Annotated in this window: 19 protein-coding genes; 12 read left to right on the top strand and 7 right to left on the bottom strand. The window is 56.9% G+C overall.

Features of this window, described 5'->3' with window-relative positions; genetic code table 11:
- Nucleotides 1-31 precede the first annotated feature (31 nt).
- The 6 genes from OYT1_RS12430 to OYT1_RS12405 are packed head-to-tail and all read left to right on the top strand — an operon-like array spanning nucleotide 32 to nucleotide 9,536.
- Nucleotides 32-433, top strand: a complete 402-nt coding sequence (locus OYT1_RS12430; RefSeq protein WP_062626522.1) for a response regulator — start codon at nucleotides 32-34, stop codon at nucleotides 431-433.
- Nucleotides 434-448: 15 nt separating this feature from the next.
- Nucleotides 449-814: a response regulator transcription factor gene (locus OYT1_RS12425; protein WP_062626523.1), complete on the top strand. Its 366-nt coding sequence runs from the start codon at nucleotides 449-451 to the stop codon at nucleotides 812-814.
- A 3-nt stretch (nucleotides 815-817) separates the two neighbouring features.
- A complete protein-coding gene (locus OYT1_RS12420; RefSeq protein ID WP_062626524.1) occupies nucleotides 818-1,315 on the top strand; it encodes a chemotaxis protein CheW in 498 nt (165 codons plus the stop codon).
- A gap of 24 nt (nucleotides 1,316-1,339) precedes the next feature.
- Complete coding sequence (locus OYT1_RS12415; RefSeq protein ID WP_062626525.1) at nucleotides 1,340-3,361, top strand: methyl-accepting chemotaxis protein; 2,022 nt, start codon at nucleotides 1,340-1,342, stop codon at nucleotides 3,359-3,361.
- A 16-nt stretch (nucleotides 3,362-3,377) separates the two neighbouring features.
- Nucleotides 3,378-8,498 (top strand): hybrid sensor histidine kinase/response regulator, encoded by a 5,121-nt coding sequence (locus tag OYT1_RS12410; protein ID WP_062626526.1) that lies wholly within the window; start codon nucleotides 3,378-3,380, stop codon nucleotides 8,496-8,498.
- A 48-nt stretch (nucleotides 8,499-8,546) separates the two neighbouring features.
- Nucleotides 8,547-9,536, top strand: coding sequence for a Nudix family hydrolase (locus OYT1_RS12405; protein ID WP_062626527.1), 990 nt, complete (start codon nucleotides 8,547-8,549; stop codon nucleotides 9,534-9,536).
- Here the strand turns inward: OYT1_RS12405 and yacG are convergent.
- The 7 genes from yacG to OYT1_RS12370 all read right to left on the bottom strand — a co-directional run bounded on the left by yacG (nucleotide 9,506) and on the right by OYT1_RS12370 (nucleotide 15,496).
- Nucleotides 9,506-9,697, bottom strand: a complete 192-nt coding sequence (gene yacG / locus OYT1_RS12400) for a DNA gyrase inhibitor YacG (protein ID WP_084611972.1) — start codon at nucleotides 9,695-9,697, stop codon at nucleotides 9,506-9,508. The genes OYT1_RS12405 and yacG overlap by 31 nt on opposite strands.
- A gap of 1 nt (nucleotide 9,698) precedes the next feature.
- Complete coding sequence (gene zapD / locus OYT1_RS12395; protein WP_062626528.1) at nucleotides 9,699-10,454, bottom strand: cell division protein ZapD; 756 nt, start codon at nucleotides 10,452-10,454, stop codon at nucleotides 9,699-9,701.
- A 61-nt stretch (nucleotides 10,455-10,515) separates the two neighbouring features.
- Entirely contained in the window at nucleotides 10,516-11,124 is a 609-nt protein-coding gene (gene coaE, locus OYT1_RS12390; protein ID WP_062626529.1) for a dephospho-CoA kinase, read from the bottom strand.
- Nucleotides 11,121-11,981 (bottom strand): prepilin peptidase, encoded by an 861-nt coding sequence (locus OYT1_RS12385; protein WP_062626530.1) that lies wholly within the window; start codon nucleotides 11,979-11,981, stop codon nucleotides 11,121-11,123. Before OYT1_RS12385 ends, coaE begins: the two co-directional genes overlap by 4 nt.
- Nucleotide 11,982: 1 nt before the next feature.
- The gene (locus tag OYT1_RS12380; protein ID WP_062626531.1) at nucleotides 11,983-13,200 is read right to left on the bottom strand and encodes a type II secretion system F family protein; all 1,218 of its coding nucleotides are present in this window, start codon (nucleotides 13,198-13,200) and stop codon (nucleotides 11,983-11,985) included.
- Between the two features lie 75 nt (nucleotides 13,201-13,275).
- On the bottom strand, nucleotides 13,276-14,559 hold the full coding sequence (locus OYT1_RS12375; RefSeq protein WP_062626532.1) for an HlyC/CorC family transporter: 1,284 nt from the start codon (nucleotides 14,557-14,559) through the stop codon (nucleotides 13,276-13,278).
- 79 nt (nucleotides 14,560-14,638) lie between these two features.
- Nucleotides 14,639-15,496: an HDOD domain-containing protein gene (locus OYT1_RS12370; RefSeq protein ID WP_062626533.1), complete on the bottom strand. Its 858-nt coding sequence runs from the start codon at nucleotides 15,494-15,496 to the stop codon at nucleotides 14,639-14,641.
- Between the two features lie 257 nt (nucleotides 15,497-15,753).
- On the opposite strand from OYT1_RS12370, the gene OYT1_RS12365 reads away from it, so the two are divergent.
- From OYT1_RS12365 to OYT1_RS12340, 6 genes are read left to right on the top strand one after another with little or no spacing between them, the layout of a single operon-like run.
- Entirely contained in the window at nucleotides 15,754-16,836 is a 1,083-nt protein-coding gene (locus OYT1_RS12365) for an ABC transporter permease subunit (protein ID WP_062626534.1), read from the top strand.
- Complete coding sequence (locus tag OYT1_RS12360; RefSeq protein ID WP_062626535.1) at nucleotides 16,820-17,599, top strand: ABC transporter ATP-binding protein; 780 nt, start codon at nucleotides 16,820-16,822, stop codon at nucleotides 17,597-17,599. Before OYT1_RS12365 ends, OYT1_RS12360 begins: the two co-directional genes overlap by 17 nt.
- Complete coding sequence (locus OYT1_RS12355) at nucleotides 17,596-18,309, top strand: ABC transporter ATP-binding protein (protein ID WP_062626536.1); 714 nt, start codon at nucleotides 17,596-17,598, stop codon at nucleotides 18,307-18,309. Before OYT1_RS12360 ends, OYT1_RS12355 begins: the two co-directional genes overlap by 4 nt.
- A 16-nt stretch (nucleotides 18,310-18,325) precedes the next feature.
- Nucleotides 18,326-18,796, top strand: a complete 471-nt coding sequence (locus OYT1_RS12350) for a phosphate-starvation-inducible PsiE family protein (RefSeq protein WP_062626537.1) — start codon at nucleotides 18,326-18,328, stop codon at nucleotides 18,794-18,796.
- Between the two features lie 21 nt (nucleotides 18,797-18,817).
- Entirely contained in the window at nucleotides 18,818-22,543 is a 3,726-nt protein-coding gene (metH, locus tag OYT1_RS12345) for a methionine synthase (protein WP_408608772.1), read from the top strand.
- Nucleotides 22,516-23,079 (top strand): hypothetical protein, encoded by a 564-nt coding sequence (locus OYT1_RS12340; RefSeq protein ID WP_145983722.1) that lies wholly within the window; start codon nucleotides 22,516-22,518, stop codon nucleotides 23,077-23,079. The genes metH and OYT1_RS12340 overlap by 28 nt, the downstream gene beginning before the upstream one ends.
- Nucleotides 23,080-23,124 lie beyond the last annotated feature (45 nt).

Raw genomic sequence — 23,124 nt, 5'->3', positions numbered from 1 at the left:
TCAGGGATAGTTCAGTCTGGGAGAACGGCACGTGAGCGAAAAATCGCCCCTGTCTGGTGTCTGTGTAGTACTGATCGACGATAGCAACACCATCCGCCGTAGCGGGGAGATATTCCTCACCCGTGCCGGCGGTAGAGTTGTTCTAGCCGAGGATGGGTTCGACGGTCTAGCCAAGGTGGTGGACAGTAAACCTGACATCATTTTTGTGGACGTGATGATGCCCCGGCTGGATGGTTATCAGACGTGCGCGTTGATCAAAAGTCATCCGCAGTTCAAGAAGACGCCGGTCGTGATGTTGACGAGCAAAGATAGCTTGTTTGATCGTGCGCGCGGAAAATTGGTCGGCGCTGATCTGTATCTGATCAAACCATTCAGCAAAGAGACCTTGATTGACGCCGTCGTCAACTATACTCAACCTGTCACTGCAAATTAAGGAAAGACAAAAATCATGGCAATCAAAAAAGTTCTGGTCGTGGACGACTCCGCTACCGAGCGCCATTTCCTCGGCGAACTGCTGACCAAACAAGGTTTCGATGTCATTTTTGCTGAAGATGGCGACTCTGGCATTCTCAAGGCCAAATCCGAAAAGCCGGATCTCATTCTGATGGATGTGGTGATGCCTGGCAAAAACGGCTTTCAGGCGACTCGCGCCATCACCCACGATGCTGACACTCAACACATACCCGTCATCATTTGCACTACCAAGGGGCAGGAAACCGACAAGATCTGGGGGCTGCGCCAAGGTGCCAAGGATTATCTGGTCAAGCCGGTCAGCGGCGTTGACTTGATGAGCAAGATCGCTTCGCTGGGCTAAAGTATGGCTGCCAAGCGTCTTAGTCTGCGAGAATTCCAGCAGGGCGTAATTGATCGCTTGCAGGCTATCGGCCAAGCGGGCGAGCGCGCGACTACATTGGGCGTGCAGATAGGCGAATGGCATTGGCTGGTGGAAATGTCCGACATCAGCGAAGTATTGCCGGTACCTGCGTTGACCGAGGTTCCGCTGACTAAGCGCTGGTTCTGGGGCTTGGCTAACGTGCGGGGTAACCTATATAGCTTGGTAGATATGGACGACTTTCTACAGCAAAGCGAAACACCACGTGAAGGAGCGAGCCGCGCTTTACTGGTGGCTGCGCGTTATGGTTACAGCACCGCACTGGTCGTTTCACGGGTGATGGGGCTGCGTAACTCGCACCAATGGCGCCGTGTTGAGCAGGATGGGCAAGTCAGTTTTACCGACGAGCAAGGTCAGGTCTGGCGCAAGCTGGATATGAGGGGCCTGCTCGGGCGGCCGGATTTTTTACAGATCGAAAACTAGCATTCAGTCGGAGAAAGAAACATCATGGCGATCAAATTACCCAGTGCAGGTTCAGAGTTGCTCAAACGCGGTGCGGGTCAGGCGGCGGGGCTATTCGGCGATTTCGCGATACCGCTCATTGGCAATCTGCCTGCTGCCCGTCAGTTGCGTTTGCTGGGTTCTACCCTACTTTGGGTGTTGGCGTTCACGCTGTTGATGGTGTTTATGGATAACCGAGCTGCTACGCACGGTGCGCGCTACATTGAAGGTTCGGGTAAGTTGCTGATGTTGTCGCAGCGCCTGTCGAATCAGTCCGAATTGGCGCTGTCGGGTGACGTGGAAGGTTTCGATGGTCTGAGCGTGGCGCGAGATCAGTTCGCCGCGACCCTCGATTTGTTGGACAAGGGGGGCGAAGGTCTGCCTGCAACGTCCGGCGCAGCTCGTGCCCCGTTGGATGCGCTGTTAGTCACCGGCAAAAAGACCTTGGTTGATGCACAAGCCTTGCTAGATGGTCGTACCGGTCTAGTGACGGTGGGTCGTGCCGTGTCTCAGTTGGAAGCGGAATCCCCCGCGATGCGCGATGCAGTTGAACAGTTGGTGTCGCGCGCGGATGGCGGCAACAAAGACCGCGCGGTGCGCTTTACGATTTTGACGGAGCGGGTTGCTAAAGGTGCGGCGGCCTTGCAAGCGCCTAACGTGACCACAGAAATGGTGGCGCAACTGGGTATTGATACCATCGAGGCGGAAGATTTGATGGCTACCTTCCCCAGTACCCCACTCACAGAAAAGGTGCGGGATCTGTTCGCTACCTATCAGGTGTCGGTGGAAGCCTTGGTGAGCCAAGCGCAAGCACTGGAAACCTCCAAGACCTCTGGCCGGGCCTTGGTGACTGACTCGGATAAGTTGCTGGAGCAGGCTGAAGTGCTGGACTCCGCCTATCAAGGTGGTTTGTCGGGACGGCTTACTTCCTACCTTCTGGCCTTATCCGCCGTTGCGCTGGTGGTGACCCTGCTGTTGTTGGGTAAGGTCTATCTGGATGACTCGCGTCGCCGTGCGGCAGATGCTGAGGCCTCCAATAAACGAAGCCAGAATGCAGTGTTGCGACTGATGAACGAGTTGAGTGACTTGGCCGACGGTGACTTGACCATTCACGCGACAGTGTCGGAAGAGATTACGGGTGCGATTGCCGATACGGTGAACTATACCGTGGACGAGTTGCGGCAACTGGTGCAGCGAATTACGGATACTGCGGAGCAAGTGGCGCAGGCGACACAAGAAGCTGAGCCGATTACCCGCCGCCTGCTGGACGCTGCCAAGAAACAGTCGGACGAGATTCAGATGGCCGGTGAAGCGGTGGAACTGATTACCAAATCGATTCAGGAGGTGGACTCCTCGGCGGCGCAGTCTGCCGACGTGGCGCGTCGCACTCAGGAAGTGACCACACAAGGTTCCCAGGCGGTGCAGAACTCCATCGCAGGTATGGATTCAATTCGTGAGCAAATCCAGGAAACCTCTAAGCGAATCAAACGCCTTGGCGAAAGCTCGCAACAGATTGGTGAAATTGTGGACCTGATTTCGGACATTACCGAACAGACCAACGTGCTGGCGTTGAACGCGGCGATTCAGGCGGCTTCTGCCGGTGAGGCGGGGCGCGGCTTCTCTGTGGTGGCGGAAGAAGTTCAGCGACTGGCGGAACGCTCCGCTGATGCGACTAAGCAGATCGGTGTGATTGTGAAGACCATTCAGGGCGATACCCAAGAGGCCGTGGCCGCGATGGAAAAGAGTACGCAGGGTGTGGTGGAAGGTGCCAAGCTGTCCGATGAGGCCGGTAAGGTGCTGAAGGAAATTGAAACCGCAACACAGGAACTGTCCGATCTGGTGAGCTCGATCTCGGTGTCCACTCAAGTGCAGACCGACATGGTGCAGGAAGTTGCGCAAGCGATGACGGATATTCTGAAGATTACTGAGCAAACCACGGAAGGTACTGAAACGACCGCCGCCCAAGTGGGGCAGTTGGCTACCTTGGCGACCGACTTGAGAAGTTCGGTGTCTGGTTTCCGCCTGTAACAACTAGGACATCCCTTTGTCAGAAAACGCTAATTCTCTGCCGCTCCAGGCGATCAAACCCAGCCTGGATGCTGCGCTGAGCTCGGTCAGTGCGGGCGTAGAGCAGTTCTTCTCCGCTCCGGATGACGGTCACGCTCCCCTTTCCTTGGCTGTGGCCGAGTTGAGTCGCATCAATGGCGTGCTGCGGATGTTCGGTCTGGATGGTTTGGCGGTCTATAGCAGTGAATTAGAACATCTGTTGCTGGACATCGTTGCTGGCCGTGTACCGAGTCAGGAAGCGCAACGGGATGTCGTCCGTCGAGCGCTGACCGCAGTTTCGCGTTACCTCAATAGCCTGTTGAATGGCGCTGACAATGCCGCATTACGCTTGTTTCAGCGTTTCCAAGAGATGCGCCAGACTCGTGGCCTAGAGACGGCGACGGAATCGGAGCTGTTCTTCCCAAATCTGAATGTGACATTGCCGAGCGAGCTATTGTCCACGCAGCCAGCCATGGTGTTATCTGATGTGGTCAGAGTGGCGCGTAGCAAGTATCAGCACGCATTGCTTAAGTGGTTGCGTCACGATCAGCCCCTGTTGGCGCTTGAGACTATGCGCAACGCGGTTCGACAGGTGTTGGAGGGCGCTCCGCACGAGCATCGTCAGCTTTGGTGGGTCGCCGAAGGGCTGATCGACTCGCTGTTGCTAGAGGGCATTCCGCCAGAATTGAATCCTAAGCGCCTGTTGGGACGTCTCGATCTACAGATGAAGTCGCTGATCGAGGGTACGACACTAGAGGCACGTCCGCTGCTGTCAGAGATGCTCTATCTGATCGCACGTAGTCACGAAGTGACAGAAACAGTCGCTGAGTTGAAACGTGCGTTCGCGCTGGATCGCTTCCTGCCGGAAGAGCCTAGCCCTGCCACCGAGCAGAGCGAGAGTGATCACGATGCGCCTTTGCTAGAGGAGATGCGCACAGTATTCAAACTCGCCGAAGCGAATTGGGAGCGTTGCGTGTTGGGTGATGCGGCAGCTTGCGGAGATTTTGCAGGACAGACTTCGCGGCTGAGCGATCTTTCTGCCCAGTTGCGCCAAGATGCACTTCATTTCCTGTGTGAGCAGGTTTGGTCAACCACGATCAGCTCCGAGCCAGAGCAACTCCAACAGGTTGCATTGGACATGGCGATGGCGTTGTTGCTGTTGCATGGAGGCATCGAGCATTACGCGAATCTTGATCCGGGTTTCCGCGACCAGTCGCGAGCATTGATGCAGCGCATCGAGGCGAGATTACGCAATGAGCCTGCCAGTGATGCCGATCTTGCGAGTGTCGTTGAGCACCAAGCCTTGGTTGAAGAGAAGAGCGCCATTCAGCCGCTAGCCAGCGAGATGATGAGCAATCTGCAACTGGTCGAGCAGGCACTGAATAGCTTCTTTGAGGATACGTCCAAGCATGAAGAGTTGGCGCAGGTCGATCACTGGCTGGCACAAGTCCATGGTGGCTTGCACATGCTTTCTTTGCCTCGCGCCGCACGGGTGTTGGACACCCTGCGTGCAGCACTAGCATCAACCTTGGAAGCGACGGTCACCCCGACAGACGAACAGTTGCACGCGTATGCACTGGCATTGAGTGCGTTACAGAGTGTGGTGCAGAATTTGCAGGATGGTCGGCGCGATGATGACCAGTTGACCGACACGGCTTGGGCTGAATTGACTGACTTGCGTCCAAGCTTGTCGGACGTTGCTGAAGAACAAGTAGTTTCGACGACCGCAGTGAAAACTGTCACTCCCTCCGTCGTGGTTCCACAAGAGTGGGCGAAGCCAAATGCGCGCTCCGATGCTGTGGCTCAGGCCGCGGAAAGCAAGGAGTTGCTCGACATCTTCTTGGAAGAAGCGCGCGAAGTGCTGGCTACGATCACCAGCCATTTGGAAACCAGCTTTTTGCATAGCGCGAGCCGTGAGCCGTTGACCACCATCCGCCGCAGCTTCCACACCCTCAAAGGCAGTGGTCGCATGGTTGGGCTTAAAGATCTAGGCGAAGTCGCTTGGTCGGTCGAGCAGGTGATGAATCGTTGGTTGCAGGACGAAAAGCCTGCCACGCCGGGACTGCTGTCATACCTTAGTCGGGCCGAGGCCGCCTTCAAGCATTGGGTGGGTGAGTTGGAGCAGCGCGGTGACGCTGTGGTGGACGGCGCAGACCTCCTCGCAGCAGCGGCTAAGATCGAACGCGGTGAAGAGTTGGATGAAGTGGCTGTTGTCGCACCTGTCGAATTGGTCGAGGTCGAGGCCGAGCCAGTAGTTGAGTCTGTGCCTAGCGAAGTGGTGATCGGGCCAGTCACTATGTCGAACGCTCTATTCGAAATTGCGACCACCGAGGCGGTGCAACACATCCTGTCGCTGCGTAAACATTTGGCTGCATTGCAAGAGACGCTCCCGTCTGTCATCCACTTTGATTTCATGCGCGCAGCGCACACTCTGGCGGGTATCAATCGTACGCTAGGTTTTACCACCGTGGCTGAGCTGGCCTCTGCCTTAGAGCTTTGGTTGCAGCAGCGCATCGACACGCCGCTGGATATAGGAGCTGACCAGCTTAGTTTGCTCGGGCAGGCGATAGATGCTCTCGACGGCATGACGCAAACCATGTGCCGCAAGCAGGAGCCCGAAGCTCAGCCGGAGCTGGTTGCGGCATTGCAAGCCGAGCCTGTCTTACCCGCCTCTGAGACAGATATTGTCGTTGAGCCCGAAGACATGGCGGCCTCGGAGCTGGTACACGTCGAAGAGGTTCCACTGGAAGCTGAGCCCGTCTTGGAGGCGGTCGCTGAGGAGAGCGAGGCTGAAGAATTGGCTGCGGTACTTATCCCAGAGCCGCCTTTGCCAACGGTTGCCCCTGCCGAAGTTGCGCGCACGGTGCCGCAGCTGAGTGCGGATACCATCGTCCATGACATCCGCGATGACGTGGATGAACAACTGCTTCCGCTATTCTTGGAAGAGTCTAATGATCTGTATCCACAAATCGGGCGAGGTCTGCGCGCTTGGCGCGAACGTCCCGAAGAAGTGTCGTTGGCACACACCTTACGTCGCGCGCTGCACACTCTGAAAGGTGGCGCGCGGATGGCAGGTGCGATGCGTGCGGGTGAGCTGACTCATCGCATGGAGGATTCGGTCATCCATTACAGTGAGCCGGAGCTTCTGCAGGCGGCATTCTGGGATCAGTTGGACGCTCACTTCGACTATCTCGGAGTATTGCTGGAGCAATTGCGCCGAGGCGAATTTCATGGCGCGGTCGCACCGGCAGCTGATGCCGCAGGACAAGCGGCGTTGCCTCTGCAATTGGAGATCGGCGCGGAGCGCGCGATTCTTTCCAACGTGCTACGCGTGCGTTCTGATGTGGTCGATCGTTTGGTGAACGAGGCCGGCGAAATCGGCGTGACCCGCTCGCACATTGAAACCGAGATGCGAGCCTTCAAGACCGGTTTGCTGGAATTGACCGACTCAGTGACGCGTTTGCGAGGTCAGTTGCGCGAAATCGAGATTCAGGCGGAAAGCCAGATGCAGGCACGCTTGTCGTTGGCGCAAGACACGGATGAAAAGTTCGATCCGTTGGAGTTCGACCGTTTTACCCGTTTGCAGGAACTGACCCGCTTCATGAACGAATCGGTGCATGACGTGCAGACGGTGCAACAGAACTTGCTGAAAAATCTGGACGAGACGGCGGGTGCGCTGTCGGCACAGTCGCACATGTCACGCGAACTACAGCAAGGCTTGATGTCGATCCGCATGGTGCCGTTCGCCAGCATCTCCGAGCGTTTGTACCGCATCGTGCGGCAGACCGGTAAGGAGTTAGGTAAAAAGGCTAACTTGGAGTTGCGTGGAACCGAGTTGGAGCTCGATCGCTCCATGTTGGAAAAGATGACTGCGCCGTTCGAGCACTTGTTGCGCAACGCCTTGGTACATGGTTTGGAGTCGCCTGAAGTGCGAGCTGAACGTGGCAAGTCGCCGATTGGCGACGTGAAACTTTCGCTGCGTCAGGAAAACAACGAAATTGTGTTCGAGTTCAGTGATGACGGCGCAGGCCTTGATTTGGAAAAGTTGCGCGCCAAGGGTGTTGAGCTGGGCTTGCTGCAAGCGGATGAGGCGGTTACGGACGATCAGATCATTCAGCTCATTTTCACCTCGGGTCTGACCACGGCGGAAGTGGTGACCGAGGTTGCAGGTCGCGGTGTGGGTATGGACGTGGTGCGCAGTGAGATCTCGTCGCTGGGTGGTCTGATCAGCGTTAGCACCGAGGCAGGCAAAGCTACCAGCTTTGTGATTCACCTGCCGCTCACTTTGGCAGTGATGCAGACCTTGATGGTGCGCTCAGGTGATGCACTATTCGCTATTCCATCCACGATGGTTGAGCAGGTGCAACAATATCGCGTTGCCGATCTGGCCAAGGTCTATCAAGAACGCAGCGTGACATGGCAAGGCCGGACTTACCCGCTTTCTTATCTACCGCATCTGCTGGGTGACACCGAGCATGTGGCCGAAGTCCGCTCTCACAGCCCTATATTGTTGCTGCGTAGTGGTGATTTGCGCATCGCTTTGCATGTGGACGAAATGGCGGGTAATCACGAAGTCGTGGTCAAGAACATTGGTCCGCAGTTGGCGCGGATGCGTGGTATCGCCGGTGCGACCGTGTTGGGTAACGGTCAAGTGGCCTTGATCCTGAATCCGCCCCAGTTGGCACAGCGCATCGCGCCGACACGCAAGGTTGCTAAGGTAGTGGTCGATCCACAACGTGCGCAGCCACTGGTGATGGTGGTCGATGATTCGCTCACCGTGCGTAAGATCACCAGCCGTCTGTTGATCCGTGCGGGTTATCAAGTGATTACTGCAAAAGATGGTGTGGATGCGCTAGAGCAGCTTGCCGGTGTGATGCCGACAGTGATGTTGTTGGACATCGAGATGCCGCGCATGGACGGTTTCGAGCTGACCAAGCAGTTGCGCCGAGATGCTGCGACCAAGCGCTTGCCCATCATTATGATTACTTCTCGGACGGCGGAAAAACACCGCGAACACGCGATCCAGCTTGGTGTGAATGAGTACCTCGGGAAGCCTTTCCAGGAAGAAGAGCTACTGCGATTGGTAGCCGAGTACGTGTCGGCCAGCGTCGTTAGCTGATGTAACGCCTAGGGAGTCCCGCTCAGGTAGGACTCCCCGTAATTAGCCATGACTGACCAGCCTTTATCTCCCAAAATCGTTGAAGTCGCCGCTGCTGTGTTGGTTCGCAACACGGCAGCCGGTGAAGAGTTCCTGCTGGCGCAGCGTCCTGCGGACAAGATTTGGGCGGGCTTTTGGGAGTTCCCTGGCGGCAAGGTTGAGTCTGGGGAGACGGCTCGCGTGGCGTTGGTGCGTGAGCTGCGCGAAGAGCTGGGGATCGCTGTGCAAACCGCCTTTCCCTGGATAGTGCGCCAGTTCACCTATCCGCATGCGACGGTTCGCCTCAACTTTTTTCGAGTCACAGCTTGGCAAGGCGAGTTGCATCCGCATGAGGGTCAACAGTTCGTCTGGCAGCCTATCTCGGCATTCTCTGCGGTAGCGCATGTGTCGCCCTTACTTCCTGCCAATGCACCTGTGTTGCGGGCACTGTCTTTGCCACCCTTATACGCGATCAGCAATGCCAGCGAATTGGGGGAATGCGAATTTCTACGTCGGCTGGAGCAGGCTCTCGATCAAGGCTTGCGCCTATTGCAACTGCGTGAGAAGAGCATGCCGCAAGACGAACTGCGCAGCTTGGCTATTCGAACTATTGCGTTGGCTCATGCCCACGGTGCGAAAGTCATGCTTAACGGAGACATCGAGCTGGTAAGGGAGTTAGGGGCGGACGGCGTGCAACTGACCGGCACGCAACTTGCGCAACTGAATGAGCGCCCAGATGTCGAGTGGTGTGCAGCTTCCTGTCATACGGCAGAGGAGTTACGGAGAGCCGAAGTACTGGGTTGCGATTTCGCATTACTCAGCCCAGTGTTACCTACGCTCTCCCATCCTGGAGCGCCACATCTGGGTTGGGATAGTTTTGCAAGCTTGGCGGCGGGTTGCTCAATACCTATCTATGCGCTGGGAGGGTTGACGCTGAAGGATAGTGAAACATCGTGGCAACATGGCGCACATGGCATAGCGTTGCTGCGTCAGGCGTGGCCGGAGGGTTCCTCGAACTGATCTGGGACGGTGTTGTCGGGCAGACGATAGCTTTCGCTTGCCCATTGACCGAGGTCGATCAGTTTGCAGCGTTCGCTGCAAAATGGACGGAAGCGACTTTCGGCACTCCACTCTACCGATTTGCCGCAGTGCGGGCACTGAACCACAGGTGTCTTGCTCATGTTACAGGGAACAGAAGATTAAGTCGAAATCCACATCCTGATCGATCAGGACGCTCTTGGCCGAATAGTCGGCGGTGAGGAAGCGGATGTTGAGAGCATATTTGTTGGCACTGACTTCGGGGATGCACAGTAGCACTTCGTTCAGACGCATACGCAGCAATTGCGCAACCCGACCACCTTGCATCTGCTGGAAGCTGCCAGCATGCGCAGTAAAGTGGTAAGACTTGCCACTTTCGCGTAGTAAGCGCAGTACGATCTTTAAACCATCGCGGATCGGCAACATGGGCTCTAGCCAGTCACTCAATGCCTTGCGCCGGATGTTGGCAGACTGATGTTGCCAATAGTGATACGAGGGTAGATCAAATTCGCAAGCACCGCCTGGAATGCAGGCTCGTTGACGAATTCCCATCAACCACTCGTTCTCGCGGATGTGCTGGCCCATCTTGCCGCTACTCGCCAACAAAGCAGCGCTGGCGCATTCCATTTCGTTCAGCACGGCATCCAAGGCATCTTCGGAAATCTCGGGATTGTTGTGCAAGGCGCTCAATAGCTTCTTTTGTCGTTCCAGTTCCTGCAACAGGTCAGACTTGAGATCGGCGCGGCTACCCACTTCCATGATCTCGAACAGTAGCCCTAGGGCGATGTGATGGTCTTTGCCATCATCTTGCTCGATGAAGTAGTCCACCCGCGCATAGAGATCTTCTAGTCGAAGGAGGGTGCGTACGCGCTCGTTTAGGGGGAATTCGTAGTTGATCACAGGTCGTGGGGACACTGATTATTTATATTTTTCCGTAAGATATATGGGTAAGCTAATTCCGTCAATCGCTTCCTGTGGATAAGGTCAAATAGTGTTGGTGCAGCCGAGCCACTTGCGCTGCTAAATCAGTCAGTTCACCATCATTGCGGATGAGATCGTCGGCGCGTTGCTGGCGAATATTCCGACTCACCTGTTGTGCCATGATGGCACGGACAGTCGCTTCATCCAGACCGCTGCGCTGGGTGGTGCGAGTAAGCTGAGTCGCCTCGGGGCAGTCTACTGCCAGTGTGCGATCCAGCCATTCGAGGTAGCCATTGGTTTCAAACAGTAAAGGTACAACCAGCAGCACATAAGGGGCGGTGCTGGCTTCCGCTTCAGCCTTGGCTTGGGTGCGGATCATGGGGTGCAGAATCTCTTCCAGTTGTCGCTTGGATGCTGGGTCGGAGAATATCTGACTGCGCATCCAGCTTCGATTGAGCGCTCCCTCTTGGGTGAGGCTTTCTGCGCCGAAATGGGCTGCGATGGTGGGAATGGCTGCGCCGCCCACGGCAGTCAGACGATGCGAGATGACATCGGTATCAACAATACCTGCTCCGAGTTTGGAGAATAGCGCCGCGACCGTACTTTTGCCGCTACCGATGCCTCCGGTGAGGCCAACCCGCAATGTCATGGTGCGATTAGTTGCAGATAGTTTTGGGTGAGCTCTTGTCCGGCGAACAGTGCAATCAGTGCGCCGCCTGCCAGATAAGGGCCGAACGGGATGGGCACGTTGCGCCCATGTTTTGCGGCGAAGATGAGTGCGATGCCGACGATCGCACCAACCAATGACGACAATAGGATGACTAGCGGTAGCATCTGCCAGCCTAGCCAAGCACCGACAGCCGCCAGTAGCTTGAAGTCACCGTAGCCCATGCCTTCCTTGCCGGTCGCCAGCTTGAAAGCCCAGAATACACACCACAGCGCGAGGTAACCGGCAATGGCGCCGATGAGGGCATCCGGCAGTGCGGCATATGTACCACCCAGATTAAATAGCAATCCCAGCCACAACAAAGGTAGAGTCAGATCATCCGGCAATAACTGAGTATCAAGATCGATGAAGGTGAGTGCTAGTAGAGTCCAAATAAATAGCAGCGCTCCCGCCGCTGCCAGTCCATAACCAAAATGCCAAGCAGCCAAGCCGCTTAATGCGCCACTGACCAGCTCTACTAATGGGTAACGAGGCGAAATCCCTGCGCCACAGCCGCGACAGCGGCCACGCAGCAGCAGGTAGCTCAATACAGGAATATTCTCAAGTGCGGATATCTTGTGTCCGCAATGTGGGCACGCGGAGCGCGGTACGGTCAGGTTGTACGGCTCGTGAGCTTCTGGCTGCAGACCATGCAGTTCGGCACATTGATCGTGCCACTGTTGTTCCAGCATTTTGGGGAAGCGATGAATGACCACATTCAGGAAGCTACCGATCAGCAGTCCGAGCGTGGAGCAAACAGCGATGAACGCGGGCGTGGATGCCTGTAACAGTTCAAGCACGTTATACAACCTGTCCCATTTTGAAGATCGGCATATACATCGCGACGACCATGCCGCCAATCAGCGTGCCGAGAACGACCATCACTACGGGCTCCATCAGGCTGGACAAGGCTTCGACGGCATCATTCACCTCTTGGTCGTAGAAGTCCGCCACTTTGCTCAGCATGGCATCCAGTGATCCGGCCTCTTCGCCGATGGACACCATCTGTAGCACCATGCTGGGAAACACTTCGGTGTTTTGCATGGCGACGGTCAGACTGGTACCCGTGGTGACTTCGTGCTGGATCCGCTTAGTGGCGTCGTAATACACGATGTTGCCCGCTGCCCCCGCGACGGAGTCGAACGCTTCCACGAGGGGTACGCCTGCCGCGAACATGGTCGAAAGCGTGCGTGTCCAGCGGGCGATCGTGGCCTTACGGATCAGCGCCCCGAAGATCGGTGCCTTGAGCAGCAGTTTATCCATGAAGTGCTGTACCCGACGGTTACGCTTCCACGCATACATGAATCCATAGATGCCGCCGCCCACCACCGAGAAGATCAGCCACCAATAAGCTACAAAGAAGTCGGACATGGCCATCACCACCAAGGTGGGTGTCGGCAGGTCTGCGCCAAAGCTGCTAAACAGCTCTTTGAATGCTGGGATGACGAAGATCATGATGATGGCGGTGATGATGAACGCCACCGCGATGATCGCTACGGGATAAAACAATGCGGCCTTAATCTTGCTCTTGATGGCGAGGATCTTCTCTTGGTGTGTCGCTAAGCGATCCAGCACGCTATCGAGGATACCGGCAGATTCGCCAGCGCCGATCAGATTGCAATACAGATCATCAAAATACAGTGGGAATTTGCGGAAGGCGTGTTGCAAGCTATTGCCGGTTTCGACGTCGGTCTTGAGTTCGAACAGTAGGCGCGACACCATCGGATTGCTGTGCCCCTTACCCACGATGTCAAAGGATTGCAGCAAGGGCACGCCGGATTTCAGCATGGTCGCCAACTGGCGAGTGAACAGCGTGATGTCTTTCTCGGTGACTGGCTTGTTGAAGCCGCGTACCTTCTTGATGCTGCCGACCTTGATGTTTTGGCGGCGCAATTGCGCAGAAACAGTGGCCTCGCCTGCCGCACGCATCTCGCCGCGCACCAGTTTGCCGTTTTTGTCCTTACCTTCCCAACGGTAAAGCGTATCGCTGATTTTTTTGGTTTTATTGTCCGCTGCCATGTCGCAACCCCAGTAAGGGAACTCGGTGCATCATGCCGAGTATCCGCCGCAAAGTAAAGGAACGAACAAGTCGCCCTAATTAAAACTGTCTTTCGGCCTTATCGGAAAGATCTTGGCAACCTTTACCACGCGATCTTGCATCTGGATGATCTCGATGGGATGGTCGGCGATCTTGATGCTGGTGCCAGCTTCGGGAATGTCTTCCAGATGTTCTAGGATTAAGCCGTTCAGAGTCTTGGCGACGGCCAGCGGAAAATTCAGGCCGAACTTACGGTTCAGGTCGCGCAACGGTATCGAGCCTTCTACCAGCAGACTGCCATCGGGTTGATGATGCATCTTGCCGGACTGCATAGGTGCTTGGGTGGTGAAGTCGCCGACGATCTCTTCCAGAATATTTTCCAAGGTCACCAAACCCAGTAGCTCGCCATACTCGTCCACGATCAAGCCCAGACGAAGGTGCCGTTCTTGGAATTGTTGCAACTGGGTCAGCAGGCGGGTGTCGGCGGGTATGAAATAAGGTTCCTGTAAGCGTTCGCGTAACTCCTCGCGGCTGAATTCCTCGTGCTGAAGCAAGGCCAAGGCACGGCGTACGTGCAAGAGACCGACGATGTTGTCCAAGGTATCTTCGTACACGGGTAGCAGGGTGTGGTGACAGGTTACCAGTTGTTCACTCAGTTGTTCGACCGAGGCGTTTAGATCGAGCGCTTCGATCTGATTGCGCGGCACCATCACATCATTGACCGAGACGCGTTCCACATCCACTAGGTTCAACAACATCTTCTGGTGCTTGCGCGGCATGAAATGCTCCGCTTCCAGCACCTGCATCCGCAACTCTTCCACGCTGCCTTTATGTTTGCTCTGATCGGTTTGCACCTTGATGCGCAGTGCCCATAGAAACAGCCGCACCAGCGCAGTCGCAACCGAAACGACGGGATGGAACAGTTTGATGACCACCGCCAGTACATAGCTGGACGGCAAGGCGACTCGCTCAGGATGGCTGGCGGCGATCACCTTGGGCATGATCTCGCTGAACACCAGAATGACGAAAGTGATGGCCAGCGTGCCGAGCAAGATCACCCACTCTTCATGGCCGAACAGACGCTGTACGATCAAGTCGGTGAGCACAGCTGCCGCAACATTGAGTAAGGTGTTGCCGAGCAGGATGGAGCCGAGCAGTTTGTCTGTGTGGCCGAGTAGCCGTGAGGTCAAGCGCGCACTCTTGTTGCCCTTGCGTAGGAGGTGGTTCAGCCGGTAGCGGTTGAGTGCCATCATGCTGGTTTCTGAAGCGGAAAAGAAACCGGAGCAAAGGAGGATGGCGATCAGGGCAAGGAATAACGAACCCAGCGAAAAGTCGTCCAAGGGTCAAGCCGAGTAAAGGAATGGGCGCAGTATCCAGATGCTGTGCGGCAGTGTCAAGAACACGGGAGTTGCAAACTTGCTAGATGATTTCGGATAGGTCGTCTTTGAGATCGTTTAGATCGTCCTCGTGCAAACCGAGATAGCTGCATGCGTGATCGAAGAGAATGCTCGGCTCCATTTCGGTCTCGCCCAGAATTTCGGCAGCAAGGCGTTCAGCGATATGGACGATGGCGATCAAGGTACGCTCATCGTCGGTGACGATGCTCAACTCGATGTTGTAGATATCTGCATCGTGGTGATGGCGGATCGCCTTGACGATATTCTTTGGCAGTAGCCAACTATTTGCCAGCATGCCGCCTACCACCGCGTGCGTGCAGCTGTGACGCGCGGATTCTAGTTCGCTCAGAGGCAGATTCTTGCGCAGCGCTTCGTCCAATGTAGATGAGTAATCTGAAAAGCGTTTCATCATCACTGGGATGGCGGCATCATGGAACAGGGCGTAGGTGTAAGCGCTGTCGGAGGAAATGCCCCGCAACTTGCGGGCGATGCTGCCAGCGGTCGTGGCGATGTTGCTGACGCGATTCCAGAACTTCTCCAAGAACTCAGGCGACAAGCCGCCGCTCATGCTGTTACGTAGAGCTGCGGCAACTACGACACAGACAATGTTGCGAGTTCCTAGGCGAGCAATAGCCTGAATCACGCTATTGGTGGCCTCACCGCGACGGAAAAACGGTGAGTTGGCCAGCTTGAGCGTGAATGCGGACATGCCGATGTCGGCCGAGATGAGTTTGGCAACAATGGCGAGATCAGGAGCGTCCTTCTGTGCTTCGCTCATCACTTGTGTCACAAGTACTGGGCACGAGGGGATTTCGATCGAGGCTAAGGCATGATGGATCTCGTCAAAGCTCAATTCATGAAGTTTGTTGCTGTTACTCATGGTCTCTTTCCATCTGATTCACGGCTCTTTAACTCAAGGTATGTCAGTGACAGATTAACGGATTGGTAAGGCTGTGCAGGTGGCACACTCTTGCATTGTGCTACAACCCATCCTATTTTTGTCAAAATGTTCTCCGCATTTTCTGGAGCTTTCGTCCCTGTGTGGGCGGGAAATCAGTAAAATCAACACCCCAATTCACGTGTGGCTCGTAGAGTCGTTTGTTTGATGTTGACCCAGCTTCAAAATTTCTTCTTCAAATGTTTTTGAAACGACACTTGCTCGATTCTCGCTGGCTGTGGGCAGGGGCGTTCCTTGCCCTATTGTGTTTGCCATTCGTAACCGATGCACTCCTCGGGCGCGGCTGGGTGCGCATCGCTGACTTTGCGCTGCTCTACATCATGCTGGCACTGGGGCTGAACATCGTGGTCGGTTATGCCGGCCTGCTCGATCTAGGCTACATCGCTTTCTTTGCCGTTGGTGCTTACAACTACGCGTTGCTGTCTTCGCCGCAGTTCGGTCTGCACTGGCCGGTGTGGGTGATTTTGCCGCTGGGCGCGTTGTTGGCGTGTGGTTTTGGTGTCCTGTTGGGAGCGCCGACCTTGCGTTTGCGCGGCGATTATCTGGCTATCGTCACCCTGGGTTTCGGCGAGATCATCCGCATCTTCCTCAATAATCTGAACGCGCCCGTCAACATTACCAACGGCCCGCAGGGCATCAGCATGATCGACCCCATCGCGCCGAGCGGTTTCTCCTTTGGTGCGACGCATGAGCTGTTCGGTATCAGCCTGCCGTCGGTGCATCTGTATTTCTATCTGTTCCTCGCTTTCACTGGCTTGGTGATCTTCATTTCGCGCCGGTTGGAGCACTCGCGCATCGGTCGTGCCTGGATGGCGATCCGCGAGGATGAGGTTGCTGCCGAGGCGATGGGCATCAACACTCGCAACGTCAAGCTGCTGGCATTCGCCATGGGCGCTACTTTTGGTGGACTGTCCGGCGGTTTGTTTGCTGGTTTTCAAGGCTTCGTCAGCCCTGAGAGTTTCGGCTTGCTCGAATCGGTGATGATCCTGTGTATGGTGGTGCTGGGCGGCATGGGCAACATCGCAGGTGTGGTGCTGGGCGGCTTATTGTTGGCGCTGTTACCGGAAGCCTTTCGCCACGGAGCCGGTCCGCTGCAACAGGCGATCTTCGGTCAGACGTTGATCGACCCTGAAAGCTTGCGCATGCTGCTGTTCGGCGTGGCGCTGATCGCTGTGATGTTGCTACGCCCCGCTGGATTGTGGCCGTCTGGCAAGCGCCGCCGCGAATTGAACGAGGGGGAGAACCATGACCTCGGCCAATGACGTATTGCTGCAACTGTCGGGCATTGGCAAACGCTTCGGTGGGCTGGCGGCGCTGTCTGATGTGTCGCTGCATATCCGGCGCGGAGAGATCTATGGCCTGATTGGCCCCAATGGCGCGGGTAAGACCACGCTGTTCAACGTTGTCACCGGCTTGTATCAGCTCGACGATGGTGCTTTCAACTTCGACGGCAAGACTTACGTGCAGTGCAAACCCAATGTGCTGGCTGGGGCTGGCATCGCGCGCACCTTTCAGAACATCCGCTTGTTCGCCAACATGACCGCGCTGGAGAACGTCATGGTCGGTCGCCACGTACGGACTCGCTCCGGCATTTGGGGTGCGCTCAGCCGCAATGCCGCGACCCGTGCCGAGGAGCGCGCCATCGTGCAGCGCGCCCGCGAGTTGCTGCGCTACGTTGGCATCGAACGTCCGCATCAGACGTTGGCCAAGCATCTTTCCTACGGCGAGCAGCGGCGGCTGGAGATCGCCCGCGCCCTCGCGACCGAGCCAAAATTGCTGGCGCTGGACGAGCCTGCCGCTGGCATGAATGCCACCGAGACCGAAAGCCTCAAGGCGCTGTTGCAGACCATACGCGCCAGTGGTGTGACCGTGCTGCTGATCGAGCACGACGTGAAACTCATCATGGGCTTGTGCGACCGCGTGGCCGTGCTGGATTACGGCAAGAAGATCGCCGAGGGCGTGCCGGACGAAGTGCGTGCTAACCCTGCCGTGATCGCGGCTTATCTGGGTGGAGACGAAGCATGAGAGCGCTGCTGCAAGTCAACGATCTCAAGGTCAGCTACGGCGGCATCCAAGCGCTCAAAGGCATCAGTCTCGAAGTGGGTGAGGGCGAATTGGTCGCGCTCATCGGCAGCAACGGCGCGGGCAAGACTACGGCGTTGAAGACGCTGGCCGGATTGCTGCATCCAGTATCCGGCAGTATCCACTATCGCGGCAGCGATCTGGCGCGTGTTCCCGCGCATCAACGTGTATGCGACGGACTGGCGCTGGTGCCAGAAGGGCGCGGCGTGTTCGCTCGCTTGACCGTGGCTGAAAATCTGCAAATGGGTGCTTACACTCGTCGCGACACTGCCGAGATCGCCGCTGATCTTGATCGCATGTACACCATCTTTCCTCGACTGGCTGAGCGCCGCGAACAACTGGCGGGCACGCTGTCCGGTGGTGAGCAGCAGATGGTGGCGATGGCGCGCGCGCTGATGTCGCGCCCTAAGCTGCTGATGCTGGACGAGCCCAGCATGGGACTGGCACCGCTGATGGTCGCCAAGATCTTCGAGACGGTGCGCGACATCGCGGCGCAAGGCGTGTCCATCCTATTGGTCGAGCAGAATGCCAAGCTCGCCCTGCAAGTTGCTCAACGCGGTTACGTGTTGGAAAGTGGCAAGATCACCCTTGCTGATGCCGCCACCACGCTGCTCGGCAGCGACGAAGTTCGCCGAGCTTACCTCGGCGGCTAACCCTGAAAGGAACATCATGTTTGAAAAACGCTTGCTCACTGGATTGAATGGCTTCAACCGTTTTTTGCACGTACTGCTTGCTTTGGCGATGGGTGTTGCCAGCGTCATGGTGATCTTGGATTTCGGCTCGTCGGCGCTTTCGGCTTGGCATGGCGGCAATGCGGCCCAGGGATTCTTCCACGCGCTAGGTTCGCTGTTCGTGCTGTGGACGCTATCAACGCTGATCTCGGCGGAGATCACTTATGTCCAGACTGGGCGCGTCTATGTGCGGGTGTTCGTCGAGGTGGCGATGATCTCGGTGATTCGCGAGATGATCATTCAGCCAGTGCAAGTCATCACCAACACCGCTCAGACCGGGCAAGTATTCAACCCGCTGCATTATGGTTTGCTACTCGGCGGCTTGCTCATCAGTGGCATCGTCTATCGGTTGGTGACCACCTCCCCAGTTGGTCAGGAAAATGCGCCTTCGTTGGACGACCAAGCCTAGGGAGCGAGTGGGCGGAGTTGCATGGTAAAATTCCCGCTCATTTTTAGCCGCACCGCCGCCATGACACGTACTCCGCACCGCATCGAAACCCTCATCCAGCAACGCATCCTCATCCTCGATGGTGCCATGGGCACCATGATCCAGCGCTATAAGCTGACCGAGGCGGATTATCGCGGCACGAGGTTTGCGGACTGGCATCGTGACCTCAAGGGCAACAACGACCTGCTGGTCATCACCAAGCCGGAAGTCATCCGCGCCATCCACGAGGAATATCTGGCAGCGGGCGCAGACATTATCGAGACCAATACCTTCGGCGCCAACGCTACCACGCTGCACGCTTACGGCATGTCGTCGCTCAACTACGAGTTGAACGTGGCCGGTGCACGCGTGGCGCGCGAGGCGTGCGACAAATACGCCAGCGCCGACAAGCCGCGCTTCGTCGCCGGCGTGCTCGGCCCTACCGACAAGACTGCCACCATCTCACCCGACGTGAATGACCCGGCGGCGCGCAACATCAGCTTCGACCAACTGGTAGCGGACTATTCCGACGCGACACGCGGGCTTATGGATGGCGGCGCAGACACCATCCTGATCGAGACCATCTTCGACACGCTCAACGCCAAGGCCGCCATCTTCGCGGTGCAATCGGTGTTCGAGGAACGCGGCACGAGCCTGCCCATCATGATCTCCGGCACCATCACGGATGCCTCCGGACGCACGCTCACCGGTCAGGTCACCGAAGCGTTCTATAACTCGCTGGCCCACGCTAAACCGCTGTCCATCGGCCTGAACTGTGCGCTGGGCGCGGAAGAGTTGCGCCAATATGTGGCCGAATTGTCGCGCGTTTCCAACTGCTACGTTTCTGCGCACCCCAACGCTGGTCTGCCCAATCCGCTGGCCGAATCCGGCTATGACGACACGCCGGAAAATATGGCAGGTCACCTCAAGGAGTGGGCGGAGAGCGGTTTTCTCAACATCATCGGCGGTTGCTGTGGCACCTCGCCCGCCTTCATTAAGGCCATCGCTGAGACGGTGAAGGGCATTGCGCCGCGCAAGATTCCGGCGAATCCGGTCGAGTGCCGCTTGTCGGGGCTGGAGCCGTTCAACATCGGCGAGGGCTCGCTGTTCGTCAACGTCGGCGAACGCGCCAACGTCACCGGCTCGGCCAAGTTCAAGCGATTGATCCTCGAAGGCAAGTTCGACGAGGCGCTGGAAGTTGCCAAGCAGCAAGTGGAAACTGGCGCGCAAGTCATCGACGTGAACATGGACGAAGCCATGCTCGACGGCGAAGCCGCGATGGTGAAGTTCCTGAATCTCATCGCTTCCGAGCCGGACATCTCCAAAGTGCCGCTGATGATCGACTCTTCCAAGTGGAGCATCATCGAAGCTGGGCTGAAGTGTGTGCAGGGCAAGAGCATCGTCAACTCCATCTCGCTTAAGGAAGGCGAAGAGAACTTCATCAAGTACGCCACGCTGGTGCGCCGCTATGGCGCGGCGGCGGTGGTGATGGCGTTCGACGAGGCCGGTCAGGCCGACACTTACCAGCGCAAGATCGAGATCTGCCAGCGCAGCTACGACATTCTGGTCAACAAGGTCGGCTTCCCGCCCGAGGACATCATCTTCGATCCGAACATCTTCGCGGTGGCGACGGGCATCGAAGAGCACAACAACTACGCGGTGGATTTCATTGAAGCCTGCGCGTGGATACGCAAGAACCTACCTTACGCCAAGATCTCCGGCGGCGTGTCCAACGTGTCGTTCTCCTTCCGAGGCAACGAGCCAGTGCGCGAAGCCATCCACACCGTGTTCCTCTACCACGCCATCAAAGCGGGCATGAGCATGGGCATCGTCAACGCGGGTCAACTCGGCGTGTACGAAGAGCTGCCGAAAGACCTGCGCGAGGCGGTCGAGGACGTGGTGCTGAACCGCCATCCTGACGCGGGCGAGAAACTGGTTACGCTGGCGGAGAACTTCAAGGGTGGCGGCAAGGCGCAGGTCGAAGACCTCGAATGGCGCAAGGGCACGGTGCAAGAGCGCCTGACCCACGCGCTGGTGCGCGGCATCACCACTTACATCGTGGAGGACACCGAAGAAGCGCGTCTGCAAGCCAAGCTGCCGGTCGAGGTGATTGAAGGCCCGCTGATGACCGGCATGAACGTGGTCGGCGACCTGTTCGGCGCGGGCAAGATGTTCCTGCCGCAGGTGGTGAAGTCCGCCCGCGTGATGAAGCAGGCCGTTGCTCATCTGATTCCCTACATCGAAGCCGAAAAACTGCGCTCCGGCGACACCAGCACCAAGGGCAAGATCTTGATGGCGACGGTGAAAGGCGACGTGCACGACATCGGCAAGAACATCGTCACCGTCGTCCTCCAGTGCAACAACTTCGAGGTCATCAACATGGGCGTGATGGTGCCGTGCCAGCAGATTCTGGACATGGCGCGTGAGCACAAGGTGGACATCATCGGCTTGTCCGGCCTGATCACCCCGTCGCTGGAAGAGATGGCGCATGTGGCGAAGGAGATGGAGCGTCAGGGCTTTACCATCCCGCTGCTGATCGGCGGCGCGACCACCTCGCGCGTTCACACCGCCGTGAAGATCGAACCCAACTATCCGAGCGGCACTGTGGTGTACGTCACCGATGCCTCGCGCGCCGTGGGCGTGTGCAGCAACTTGCTCTCTGACACCCTGCGCGACGGCTACATCGCCGAGATCAAGTCGGATTATCAAGCGGCGCGCGAGCAGCACGAAGGGCGCAAGGGCAAGGCTTCCTATGTCTCACTGGGCGAGGCACGGGCGCATGGTTTCAAGACGGATTGGGCGAATTACGTTCCGCCGAAACCCGCTTTCACCGGCGTGAAAGAACTCCGCGATTACCCGCTTTCCGAAATCGCCCAGTACATCGACTGGACGCCGTTCTTCCAAGCGTGGGAGCTGGCTGGGCGCTACCCGAAAATTCTGAAAGACGAAGTAGTGGGCGAGGAAGCGACCAAGTTGTTCGCCGACGCGCAAGCCATGCTCAAGCGCATCGTGGATGAGCGCTGGCTCACCGCCAATGCCGTGTTTGGCCTGTTCCCCGCCAACAGCGTCAACGCTGACGACATTGAAATCTACACCGACGAATCGCGCAGCAGCGTGGCAATGACTTGGCACAACCTGCGCCAGCAAACCAAAAAGCCGGAGAGCATCCCGAACTACTGCTTGGCCGACTTCGTCGCGCCCAAGGACAGCGGCTTAGCCGACTACCTCGGCGCGTTCGCCGTTACCACAGGCCTTGGCATCGACGCGCGCGTGGCCGAGTTCGAAAAGCAGAACGACGACTACAACGCCATCCTGCTCAAAGCACTGGCCGACCGTTTGGCTGAAGCCTTTGCCGAACTGCTGCACGCCCGTGTGCGCCGCGAGTTCTGGGGCTACGCAGCGGACGAAGGCTTGGACAATGACAGCCTGATCGAAGAGAAATATCGCGGCATCCGCCCCGCCCCCGGCTACCCCGCCTGCCCGGACCACACCGAAAAAGGCGCACTGTTCGACCTGCTACAAGCCCCGCAGAACGCCGACATCACCCTCACCGAAAGCTACGCCATGCTGCCCACCGCCGCCGTGAGCGGCTTCTACTTCTCGCATCCGAAAGCGCAATACTTTGCTACGGGTAAGGTGGATAAGGAACAAGTGGCGGACTACGCCCAGCGCAAGGGCTGGACAGCGGAAGAGGCGGAACGGTGGCTGGCGCCGGTGTTGAGTTACTAACAGTGCCCATGCTGGAGCATCCAGACGTCTACATATACATTGCTCTGCTAGGCTTGGCAGTAATCGTTCCCTTCGCCTCTATGGGATATATTTCCTACTGGCTGTGGGGGAAGGGTAGATTCTGGAAAGTTGTCAGCATTGCCTTTTTCGGATTCGTAACCTACATTGTTTACGGTGCTTTTTACCCATCAGATTCATTTTATGTAGAAGAGTTTGAGCATGTCTCTGGGATTGGTTTCCCAAAGTCAGGGGTCGTCACACAGAGGTATGCTAGCTATCCTGACATTCATGGGGATTACACTTCCTGCGCACTAATCGAACTTTCATCTGAGGACTACAACTTACTCAGACAGAAGCTGCTATCAGATACAAAGCAAAAGAGAGTGCCAATATCGACAATCTGCAGTCCAGTTAGTATCAAAGGAGCTCAATCCGCAATTGAGCTGACCGTTCAAGATGGCGAGAGTGGCGAATATCGCAATTGGGGAGTGCTGGAAAACTCTCCGGTTGCATATTTTTCCTTCAGGAGTTATTGAGCCATGTAGGGTGGGCACAAGTGCCCACGCGGAACAAATCGGTGG

The organism is Ferriphaselus amnicola (assembly GCF_000974685.2).
GTDB lineage: Bacteria > Pseudomonadota > Gammaproteobacteria > Burkholderiales > Gallionellaceae > Ferriphaselus > Ferriphaselus amnicola.
Note: the sequence above shows the minus strand (reverse complement) of the source record. Positions and strands in the feature narration are given on the sequence as shown.